3 protein-coding genes are annotated in these 12,375 nt (G+C 58.5%); all 3 read right to left on the minus strand.

All coding sequences use genetic code 11. The annotated features are described in order from the left end of the window. Positions 1 to 13 precede the first annotated feature (13 nt). From AC53GJ_RS21065 to AC53GJ_RS21075, 3 genes are read right to left on the minus strand one after another with little or no spacing between them, the layout of a single operon-like run. The gene (locus tag AC53GJ_RS21065; protein ID WP_496730370.1) at positions 14 to 8,791 is read right to left on the minus strand and encodes an SDR family NAD(P)-dependent oxidoreductase; all 8,778 of its coding nucleotides are present in this window, start codon (positions 8,789 to 8,791) and stop codon (positions 14 to 16) included. A 37-nt stretch (positions 8,792 to 8,828) separates the two neighbouring features. After that, positions 8,829 to 11,876 (minus strand): type I polyketide synthase, encoded by a 3,048-nt coding sequence (locus tag AC53GJ_RS21070; protein ID WP_496730371.1) that lies wholly within the window; start codon positions 11,874 to 11,876, stop codon positions 8,829 to 8,831. A gap of 11 nt (positions 11,877 to 11,887) precedes the next feature. Further along, positions 11,888 to 12,259, minus strand: coding sequence for a phosphopantetheine-binding protein (locus tag AC53GJ_RS21075; RefSeq protein WP_496732832.1), 372 nt, complete (start codon positions 12,257 to 12,259; stop codon positions 11,888 to 11,890). Between the last annotated feature and the right edge of the window lie 116 nt (positions 12,260 to 12,375).

The following is a 12,375-nucleotide window of genomic DNA, read 5'->3' on the forward strand; positions in this document are numbered from 1 at the left end:
TCAATTCCGTTAGTTAAAACTCAAACATTTCAATATCAGCAACGCTGGCGGCAGCAGTTGCCCCGGCATTGCTGGCAGACGGCTGCCGCGCAGCGCGCAACTGCGCCAGCTCGCGGCTGCGGGGTGCTGCCAGCCAGTGCACCTGACTCAGCGGTTCACTGAGCGACTGACAAAGGACCTGCAACACCTGGGCGTAATCTGCGCATAGCTGTGCCACTTGGCTGGCACTGAATTGTGCCGTCAGGTAATACACCAGCAATTTGATCGCCTGATCCGGCACCATCGACATCGTCAGCGGGTATTCGGTACTGTCGATACTGCGCACTGAATCAATGTGCAAATCCGCCGCATGACTGGCCAGGGGCGCGGTCAGCGGAAAGTTTTCGAACACAAACAAGGTTTGCAGTAAGGCACTGAGATCGCGCCGTTGCTGGAGCTCAGCAATGTCAGCCATCGACACATAGCCATACTCACTGAGCTGCAATAGTTGCTGTTGCAGGCTGCTGAGCAGGTCCTGCACTGTCTGGTCCGGCGTCAGCTCTGCCAGTACCGGCAAGGTATTGATCAAAGGCCCGACAATGCTCTCCACGCCAGCTAAAGTGGCAGGCCGCCCCGAGTGAGTGGTGGCATAGACCACCGCAGAATCCGCGGTATAACAGTGCAGCAACAGCGCCCAGCCAGCCTGCGCCACGGCATTCAGTGTGACTTGTGCACTGCGGGCGGCCTGCTGCAACGCGGCGCTGAGCTGAAGCGGTAATTGATACTGATAACCAGCCGACGATGAACCAGTGGCTGACCGCGGTTGTTGTCCGGCCAACAGGCTGACGGTCTGCTGCTGCAAAGGTAATTGACGCCAGTAGCGGGCTGCCGCCTGACGATCGACCCGGTTCAGCCAGTAGACATAATCATGGTACTGCGCCGCCACCGGTAATGGGGTGGCAGCAGCGGTCTCTGCGGCATGCAGCCGGTACCGGGCCGCTACCTGCGACAACACCAGTCCGCGTGACCAGCCGTCACTGACGGTATGATGTTCTGTCATCAGCATCCGGTAGCGCTGATCTGCCAGCCGTAACAGCGTGATCCTGAGTAATGGCGGCGCCGACAGCGTAAAGCCCTGCGCGCGGTCCGCCTGTAGCAGTTGCTCAAACGCCTGATCCTGTGCCGCCGCCGATAAGTGGCGCCAGTCATCCTGCTGGAAAGGTAACCGGACAGTCCGCTCCACCCGTTGCAGGTACTGACCCTGTGCGGTGACGACAAAACCGGTGCGGTAGATACTGTGAACATTCACCACATCCTGCCAGGCCGCCTGTAAGGCTGATGGGTTGAGCTGACCACTCAGGTCGTTCACCAGTTGTGACACATAGACCCCCTGCTCACTGAGCAGGGTTTCAAAAATCACCCCCAGTTGCACCGGCGTGACCGCTAACAGATGCGACACCCGCTCGCTCAGGGCCGGATCAGCCTGACTGAGTTCGGTCAGCATACTGGCCGAAACCCCATCGCCACAGATCAGCGCTGGCTGGCTGCTGGCCAACTGCCAGTCCATCGAACTAAGGCCAGCAATGTCCGTCAGCGCCTGGCGGAAATAGCCGACAAAAGTCGCCATCTGCGCGGTGGAATAACGACAACTGCTGTAGATAAAAGCAAAAGCGGCTTTGCCAGCCAAAATGCGGCCCACAATATCGATTTCGTTTGGCCTGTGTTGCTCGGCAGCGATCTGACGACCGGTCGCCTCGGCGGCAAAACTGAAGCCCTGCGCAGCGCTCGCCTCGAAACGGCCCAGATAGTTGTAACTAATGGCCGGCAGCGCTGCCGCCAATTGCTGTTGCTGCCTCTCAGTGCCAAGCGTGCGTAGCCACTGATAGCTGACGCCCCCATCCGGCACTAACTGGCGTTGCCGGTGAGTGTCCAGCACCCGCTGGGCCAGCGTAGAGTGACCGGCCGTGGTCAGGTACAGCGGATACATCGCGGTAAACCAGCCCAGCGTGCGGGTCAGGTCCAGCGCTTCCATGCCAGCTGGCAATTCCCGGCCATGACCTTCCATCAGCACGGCAAAAGTGCGCTCACCGCTCCAGCGCTCGAACGCCACCGCCAGTGCCGTTAATAACAAATCATCCGCGCTGATGCCATGCGCCACCGGCAACTGACGGAACAGGGTGTCGGTCAGCGCACTGTCAAATTCAAGCTCCAGCTGAGTTTCATCGCGGCGTAAATTACTGCCGGCTAAGTCCGCCGGCGGCATGGCAGCAGGGGCCGCAGTGGCCAGTTGCCAGTAATTCGCCTGTTCGGCGGCCCGTGGACCGGTCAGATAGTGCTGCACGGCGCTATGCCATTGCCGGATGCTGTGGGATTTGGGCCCCAGCACTGTCGTCGCTGGCTGCCCGCTCTGGTCCGCCAGCAACCGGTTCAGGTCTTCCACCAGAATGCGCCAGGACACACCATCAATCACCAGATGATGCACGGCCAGGAATAACCGACGCTGTGCCGGATCTGCTGCATCAAGATAAAACGCTTTCAGCAAAGGTGCAGCCGACAGTTGTAACGACGCCTGCAGCCGCTCACAATGCTGCAGCAGTAGCTGATTAAATTCTGCCTCCGCCAGTTCCGGTACCGTCAGCCATTGCAAATCCAGTACTGCGGTTGCTGCATAGCTTTGCTGCCATTGCCCATCCTGCTGCTGGCTGAACTGAGCCCGTAACCCATCGTGATACTGCAGTAATTGCTGCAACGCCTGCTGCAGTTGCGGCTGAGTCAGCGCACTGGGAGCGCTGAGTAACACCGATTGATTCATCTGGGCGGCGTGACTGAAATTCTGGGCAAAAAACCAGCGCTGCATCGGCATCAGTGGCACTGTGCCCTGAATAGTCTCCTGCTCCCCGGTCACCTGCTGCGCGGTCATCACCTGCAACAAGCCGGCTAATGTTTGTTGCTCAAACAAAGCCCGTGGCTGGAAAAACAAGCCATGACTGGCGGCTCTGGCTGAACATTGGATCGCCAGAATTGAATCACCACCCAACGCAAAAAAGTTGGCGTCCGGCGTCAGATCTGACTGTTGTAACACCTCAGCCCAGACCGCCTGGAGCTGCAAATAACGCGGATCTGATGCCAGCGCCTGTGCCGAGGGTGCCGACTGCGCGGCCAGCAGATATGCAACTGCAGTCCCATACCGATCCGTCGCCGGCACAGCATCAAGCGCACAATCCTGTGGCAGACGTGGCCTGAACAGCGCTTCACAAGGCCGCAACGCCAGCCGCTGCATCGCCGGGGCATGCTGATCCAGACCAATCAGCAGCGCTGATCGGTCTGCCAGACTCAGCGCTGCCTGTAATGCCAGCCACCCCTGCTCAGCACTGAGCAGGTGATAACCGGCAGCGGCGACTGCAGCATCTTCAGCACCGGCTGACATGCCCAGTTGTTGCCACATGGACCACAACAAACAACGCACCGGCTTCCCTTGCTGCTGTAATGACTGACAAAAGGCCCATTGATAGGCATTGGCCACGCTGTAAGCATGATAATGCTGACCACCCAGTAAGGCCGTCGCCGAGCAAAAATGTACCTGTTCGGCCGCTGGCCAGTCTTGCAGCGCTTGCTGCAACGCCGATAAACCATCAACTTTGGCGGCCAGCACTGCAGCCACATCTGTGGCCTGTTGTTGTGGCAGCGCCGCCGGTCTGGCCTCACCTGCCAGGTAAAAAACCCGGCCGAGCGGTAACGCCATCTGCTGACAAGCCTGACGCAACGCCTGCTGCAAGGCCTCAGCATCCGTGGCATCTGCCGCCAGATAACACCATTGTTGCGGATAATTTTCCAACCCCTGCAGCAGCGGCTGCAGTTGCGGTTGTTGTGACAACTGCTGCCAGTGCCGCCGCCCGATAATCACCAGCCTTTGTCCTTGCGCCAGCAGTTGCTGACACAGCTGACTGCCGATCCCGCCCAATCCGCCAATCACCACCTGCAACGCTGGCAACACGGCTGGCATGGTCAGTTTTTGTGAACGGCTGAAGACCGGCTGCAGCCGCTGCACGAACCGCTCAGTCGGACTCAGTAGCACCGTCAGCGCTGCGGGTTGCAGCAATTCCAGTGTCAGCCTCTGTTGCCAGACAGGCTCAGGTACCACCCCGCAACCCTCCACTGTAGCGGCCGCCGCGCTGACCAGACAGATGTGGCGGGCCCGCAACTGACTGTATTCTGCCTGCAACGCCTGTAACGCCGCCGCCAGCCCGGCACTGACCGGTGCTATCGTCGCCGTCCCTGACTCACGCTGACCGGTCAGCAGGATATAGCCAAAGGGTTCGGTCAGTTGCTGCAACAGCACAGTGGCGGTTTGCCACAGCGCAGCCAGCCCTTGTTCCGCCGTTAACAAAGCGGGGCTGAGCGGCTGATGCTGATAAAAACGACAATCCAGGATCTGCAGTTGAGCTCCACCAGCGCGAGTTTGCAGTTGGGGTAACTGCTCAGGCAAAGTGCTGGCGGTAACCGCCAGCCAGTCTGAACTGAGCAGATGCCGCTGCGGCCATTGCGCTGCACTGAGCAATGCCACCACCTGTATCGGACGACTGCGCTGCCATAACTGTTGTTCTGGCCGCCAGATTGGCCGGTAGAAAAAGGCCGGTAGCTGGTCGGTGGCAGCACCATCCTGACCTGGCAGCGCCGCATCAAACTCACCGGCCATAAAAGCCTGCGCCAGCTCACTGCGCTGAATTTTGCCGATGGATGTGCGTGGAAAGTCCTGCGCCGCCAGTGGCACTATGTACGCAGGCACCACTCCCAGCTGTTTGCCGGTCAGTTGCCGGATCTGCTGGCAAATCCGCTGATGCTGATCGGCCACTTCCGGCTGCGGCGTATAAAACAGACACAGCCGGTCAGTGTCATCGGTAGGGCGTCTGACCGCACAAGCCGCGGTATGGGCTTTGAGAATGTCAGGTAAAGTTTCCACGCAGAGTTCAATATCCAGACCGTGGTAATTCACGCCATTGATAATGATCAAATCTTTTTCCCGGCCAACAATCGCCAGTTCACCCTGCGTGATCATGGCCAGATCGCCCGTGTTAAACCAGCCCTGCGCCGTAAAGGCGGTCTGATTGACCGCCGGATTTTGATAATAGCCCGGAGTGACGGTTGGACCCCGCACTTGCAGCCGGCCACTGCGACCTTCCGGTAACAGCCGTTCTTCAGCATCCACCACCCGGAACTGCACACCAGGAATGGCAGTGCCGACAGAGACATAATTCGACTCTGCCACTGCAAACGGCTGATAATGACGATTCAGTAACGTGGCAGAACAGGTTTCAGACATGCCCCAGGTTGGGTGCACGGCATTGGCCGGCAGACCAATAGCGGCCAGGGCGCTGACCAGTTGCTGCACGGTTTTCTGCACCACAGCTTCACCACCATTGAGCAACACCTGCATTGCACTGAGATCCCAGCCTTGTTGCCGCAGATCCGTGCCCTCAATCGCTTCATTAAGCAGCGTAAACGCAAAATTCGGACACCAGCACATCGAGGCGCGGTAATGGCTGAGGCAGGCCAGCAAATCCAGCGGTCTTTTGACAATAGTGGCTGTCGGGCAGTGGATCTGGGCAGCATTTAATAACATTGGCACTGTGTGACACATCACAATGCCACCGACATGCTGCAGCGGCATCCAGTTAAAACAGACAGTCTGCTGGTTCAGACCGGCGGCGGCGGCAAAACTGTGCGCGTGGTAGCAGACGGCACCATGGGTTTGCACCACAATTTTCGGTGTGCCGGTACTGCCGGATGTCAGCATCAGCAAGAGTGCATCATCCCTTTGTCGCTGCACGGGCTGCCAGGGTTGCCGGCAGGCCAGTAAAGGGGCCAGACTGGCCACGACCAGCGCCTGCTGCTGACCGAGCAACTGCGCTGCGCCGGCCGGAATTGTAGCAGGCAGGATCGCCAGCTTCACCGGCAACGCCGCCAGTGCGTGCTGTAATCTCAGCACATCTTTATCGGCCGGATCCTGATAATTGGCTGGCATTTCAATATCCAGCACCACAGCGCCAGCCAGCACCGCCCCCCAGAATGCCAGCAGTATGTCCTGCACTTCCACCAGTTGCAGGGCAACAATATCACCGGCAACCACCCCCAATTGCTGCAAGCCAGCGGCGATGTGCAGAGCCTGCTGATACAGAGTGTGGTAATCAAGATAACTGGCACTGCTGATCAGACTGTGGCCATCAGCGCTGTCGGACCATAAACTGGTGATACCGGCCGGTTCTGCCTGAGCTGCGGCCTGCCGGAGTAAGTCAGCCACCCAGACTTCGGAATAAGTTAATTCGGCCGATTGCAACAGTGCAGCGGCGGCCGGCGCTGCAGGTGAGCTGGTGGCTGCTGCAGTCGCGACCACTGCTGGCGGCTGCAAGGTCAGTTGCGGCAAGGGAGTGCGAACCGGTTCCAGCTGCCAGCCGGCAGCCTGTGCGGTCAGAGTCGCAGTCAGTGAACTATCCAGCACCGGTAATGCCAGCAACGGAGCCGTCAGCAACTGGCCCCGGCCATCGCGAGGCAACTCTGACACCACAGTCACCGTCAGCACCAGCCCGGCATAACCCAGGGTCGCCAGTTGCTGTTGCGCCAGGCTTTGTAGCAGGCGGGGATCAAGCGGACGTGCCGGTACCAGATAAGCCAGCAAGCTTTGTTGACCGTGCGGATCCTGCCGCACCAGCACCACGGCTTCGGCCACCTGCTCCAGCTGTTGCAACTGCAGGCTGATCGCCGCAACATCAACAGCCTGGCCACAACACCAACCCAACTGATGATCTTGCTCTAGTTGTCTGAGCCAGAAATCAGCCTGCTGCCGGACTGCCTGCAGCCCGAGCATGTGCCACTGACCGTCCAGCCACACCTGTAACTGACCAAATAAACCGGTAGCCAGGGGTTGCTGCCGGGCATTCACCAGCCGTAACGGCCAGGCACAACGGATCGGTGCCGCAGTCTGCGGCCGCCACAGTACCACAGCTGCAGCGCCAGACTCAGCACCAGCCACGGGCAACCAGAGCGCGGCACCATCCTGCTGCGGAGCCGGATTGACCAGGATCTGCTGCTCTGCTGCATAGTCCGGTTGTATCCCCGGCACAAAACGGCAGCAAATGCCGGCGGCATCGGCCGTCATCGCCAGCCGGTCACTGAACACCTGTCGTAGCCAGTGTGCCGCAGCAACGGGCAGCTTGTCGTCCAGCCACACCAGACCTGTCGCCGGTAAAGCACATTGTTGCCTGAACCAGTCGGTGCCCGCCAGCTCCGGGCTTGCTGGCACTGCAGCGGCAGCACCCGCCAGGTGCTGACCGGCTTCAGCAATCGTCAGCTCAGGGCGGGTCAACAGTAGTTGCAACATCTGCACCAGATGCTGAGCCAGCGCCTCAATCTGCTCAGGACTAAACCGCGTTTGCTGATAGGTCCAGTTCATGACACCTTGTTGCGAAGTTAAAAATAACTCAGCCACCAGCGGAAACTCCGCGGCATGCCGTGGCAGTGACAGTGGCTGGATCTGCAGACCGGCTAAATCCAGCGCACTGTCGGCAGAAGATTGCAACGCAAACAACACCTGAAACAACGGTGGCAAATCCTGCTGTCTGACCGGTGCAACTGCATCCACCACTTTTTCAAACGGTAATTCCTGATGTTCAAACGCCGCCAGGCACTGCCGACGCAGGTGCTGCAGATACTGAGCCAGTGACCAGTCACTGCTGGCTGTGGAGCGCAGCGCCACCGTATTGGACATCAGGCCGATTAAACCTTGTTGCCAGCTGTGACGCCGGGCCGCGACCGGCGTGCCAATCACCAGATCTTCATCACCGCTGTAATGACTCAGCACCAGTTTCAGCGCCGCCAGATACAGCATAAAACTACTGAGCTGACGCTCAGTGGCCACTTGTTCCACTTGCTGGCATAACGCCGCGGGTAATGACAGCAGATAAGAGGCGGCGCGCAGATCAAGCGGCGCTTGCTGCGGACTGAGTAACTCCGGCAATCTTAAACTGGTGGGTGCCTGTTGCAGTTGTTGCCGCCAGTAATCCAGTTGCTGGCTGGCCTGAGCCTGCTGCAGCCATTGCTGTTCCCAGGCAACGTAATGCTGATACTGCACGGCTAAAGCCGCAGCCGGCTGACGTTGTGCCAGTTGCCATTGCTGATAATACTGACTGAGTTCTTGTTCCAGCAGCCGTAATGACCAGCCGTCGGCCACGATGTGATGCATCAGCAGCACCAGCACTATGCTGTTGTCAGTCAGACTGAGGGTCCGCAGCTGTAACAGCGGCGTCTGACTGAGTTCAAAGGGGACTGCGGCCCACTGCAGGATCTGGGCTGTCACCGCAGCCTGATCCGCGGGCAATTGCCACTGCGTCAGCACCGCAGGCGGCAGGGTTAATTGCAGCTCAGGCTGGATCAGGGTTTTTAACACACCATGCTGTTCCACAAAGGCACTGCGTAAGATTTCGTGCCGGCGGACGACCTGATTAAAGGCCCACTCAATGCCGGCAACATCAATCGCCGCCGTCGTCACAGACTGCAGGTGCAACGCTGACACTATGGTGTAAGCCGCGCCGGAACCGTTGATTTTTTCAAATAACCACATCCGGGTCTGGGCATGCGAGACCGCCAGCGATCCCTGTGCTGGCGGCAGACTGCCACCGGTCTGTGCCGCCGCGACGGCCGTCACCGGCGCTTGCTGTTGTTGCAACCGGGCTAATAACGCCTGACGTTGTGCCGGATCCAGCGATGCTAACTTTGCTTTTAATTGCTCTTTGTTCATAGTGTTATCGGCAATATCCATGTTCAGTTGGTTAACTTCAGCGCAGCGCTGCCACTCGTTAGGCGGTTTCGTCCGTGGCCAGTTCGGCCAGCAGTGCCTGCAGCTCGTCAGCATCATGCATGTCCAGTAACTGGGCGGTCATGATCTGGTCTGTCAGTGCCGCCAGGGATGGCGCATCAAAAAACTGCTCCATACTGACGGTGACTCCCAGTTGCTCCTGGATCCGCGCCAGCATCCGGGTCGCCAGTAAAGACTGCCCGCCCAGTTCAAAAAAGTTGTCCGTGGGCGCAATCACTGTGCGCCCAAGCAACTCAGCCCAAATCTGCTGCAATTGCTGGCCGACAGTGCCGGGTTCTGCGCTGGATTGCGGCGTCGGACTGGCGGCACTCTGTGTTTGGGGTGTTTGGGGCGTCTGGGCTGGCAACTGTGGGCTGCCGACGGCTGTCGGCGCATCTATCCAGCAACGGACTTTGTCGTAGGCATAACCGGGCAGGCTGCTGCGATAACAGTCACGCTGCTGATACAACGGCTGCAAATCTGGTTCTGCTCCTAACGCCCATAACCGGCCCAGCCCTTGCAAGAAACACTGATCCGCCGGCAATTGTTGCCTGGCATGAGGTGACAGGCTGACCACCTGGCATTGTGATCCCAGATTGGCACTGACCAGCGCCGCCATATCGCCAGATGGCCCCAGATCAATCACCAACTGCGCCTGGCTTGCCAATAACTGGCAACCGGCGGCAAAATTTACTGGCCGGGTCAACTGTGAACTCCAGTAGTCCGGCTGGCACAACAACACATCGGTCAGTGCCTGCCCGGTGATACTGGAAATCAGCCTGGTGTGCGGCTGACTGAACCGGACCTGCTGCACCACTGCGGCAAAAGCTGGTTGCACCTGTTGCATCAGACGACTGTGGAAAGCATGGGAGGTTTTTAATTGATGATGTTTGATGCCAGCGGTCGTCAGCTCAGTGGCCAACTGCTGCAGTGCCGGTAACGGACCTGCCACCACCAGTTGGCTGGGAGTATTGATCGCCGCCAGATCAAGCTGCAGTTGCTGCAACCATGGCTGCACCTGCGCTACAGTGGCAGCTATCGCCAGCATACCACCAGCCGGCGCCTGTGCCATCAATTGAGCACGGCGGGTCACCAGCTCAGCTGCAGCTGGCAAACTCAGGGCACCGGACAGGCAGACGGCCAGATATTCCCCCAGACTATGACCGTATAGCAAATCAGCCCGTACGCCAAAAGAGGCTAATAATGCCGCCATGGCATAGCCATGACTGAAAATAGCGGCCTGGGCAATCTCAGTCTGCATCATCTGCTGCTGCTCGGCCGCTGTCGGCTGCCGGCAACACAACAAAGACCACAATGGCAGGTCTGGCTGCACCTGGGCAAAGGCCTGACAAGCCTGCTGCAAGGCAGTAGCAAATACACTGAAACGTTCGGCCAGCACGGCTGACATGCCCGGATACTGACTGCCTTGTCCTGGCATCACCAGCGCGATCTTGCCAGGCCGGCCGACTTGCTCCGCTGGCCCCATCACCGCGGCTTGCTGCCCGGACATGGCACTGCTGATCACCACGCTGCTGCGGTGGGCATAATGCCGTCGGGCCACTGTGCTGGTGTAGGCCATATCTTTCAGTTGTTCGGCGCTGACGCCAGTCGCCAGCATGTGCTGCAGACGGAGGAATGCCTGCTGTAATGCGCTGGCCGTTTTGGCCGACAGCAGCACTAACTCCGGCTGATCCACTGCGGTATCCTGCACCCGTGTTAACAGTGGAGGTTCTTCCAGCACCAGATGTGCATTGGTGCCGCCAAGACCAAAAGAACTGACACAGGCGCGGCGCGGTTGCGTGCTGCGCGGCCAGGCACTGAGTTCGGTCACCACCCGAAACGGATTCTGGCCAAACTGGATCGCCGGGTTGGGCTGCTGATAATGCAGGCTGGCTGGCAATTGCTGTTGTTCAAAAGCTTTCAGCACTTTGATCAGACTAGTGACTCCGGCCGCAGACTCCAGATGACCGACATTGGGTTTCACCGAACCGATCAGCACTGAGCCTGCCGCCACACCGGCAAAAGCTTCACTCAGGGCGCTCAGTTCGACCGGATCGCCCAGCCGCGTGCCGGTACCATGAGATTCAACGTAACTGACCGTCGCCGGATCGACCGCGGCAAAGGCCAGTGCCGATTTAATCACATCGGCCTGGTAACTGACGCTGGGCGCGGTAAAACCGACTTTCTCCGAACCATCGTTATTGATGGCAGCGCCCCGGATAATACCGAGGATCTGATCTTTATCAGCCCTGGCATCCTGCAACCGTTTCAGCACCACCATACCGGCACCACTGCCAAACACAGTGCCAGCGGCGGCGGCATCAAAAGTGCGGCAATAACCGTCCGGACTATTGATGCCACCCGCTTCATACAGATAACCGAGATCAGCCGCATTAACTTTGGCCGCACCGGCCAGCACCAAATCACAGTCATAAGCCAGCAGGCTTTTATACCCTGTGACAATGGCAACCAGGCTGGTCGAACAGGCGGTATCCACACTGATCGCCGGTCCATGCAAATTCAGTTTGTAACCAATCCGGCTGGTGGCATAACATTTATCATTGCCCAGCAGTAACTGATGCATCCCCATGCTTTGCAGCACCTGCGGATTGGTCATTAAGTTGCTGATGAGATAAGTGTTCATCCCGACACCGGCATACACCGACACCACACCGGGCACCTGCTCCAGCGCATAACCGGCATGCTCCAGTGCGTCATAAGCACATTCCAGCAACAACCGGTGTTGCGGATCGGTGATTTCAGCTTCGCGCTGGGTCATCTCAAAAAAAGCCGCATCAAAACCAGCCGGATCTTTTAACGCCGCCGCCGCCCGCACATAGTTCGGCTGTTGTAACAACGCCGCCGGAACCCCTTGCTGCATTAACTCTTCCAGGCTGAAATGCCGGATCCCGGCCTGCCCCTGCGCCAGCAGTTGCCAGAACTCCTCCACATTGTCGGCACCTGGGAAACGACCGGCCATGCCGATAATGGCAACAGCGTTATCATCCAGCTCAGCATCCTGAGCATAAGCCTCGGTATACAGTTCCATATTGATGATCCTCAATCCCTGGCCATGGCTTGTTGGCGACGCTTTTGCAACGCTGCTTTTTGTTTGTCGGTCGCGGCTTTATGATCACGTGCTGATGCAACAGGCTGCTGCTGCCCAAGGCTGTCAATGTGAGCGGCCAACTGCGCTATTTTCGGGAACTTAAACAAATCAACCACCGTCAGCTTGCCCTGAGATAACGCGGCAACTTGCTGGTGAATTTTCAGGATCAGCACCGAATCGCCACCAATTTCAAAGAAATTGTCTTCCACGCCGAAATCTGTACTGCCCAGTAACTGCTGCCAAATCTGCAGTAATTGCTGCTCCGTCGGATTGCGGGCAGCCACGACATCGCGCACCAGGTCCGCTTGCACTTCCATCGTCATCAGCGCTTTGCGATCCACTTTCCCGTTGGCGGTTAATGGCAACTGTGGCAGGAACACCAGGGCTGCCGGCACCATATAGTCAGGCAGGCGACTGGCCAGATAAGCCCGGATCTGCG

The organism is Rheinheimera sp. B2H12 (genome assembly GCF_059620065.1).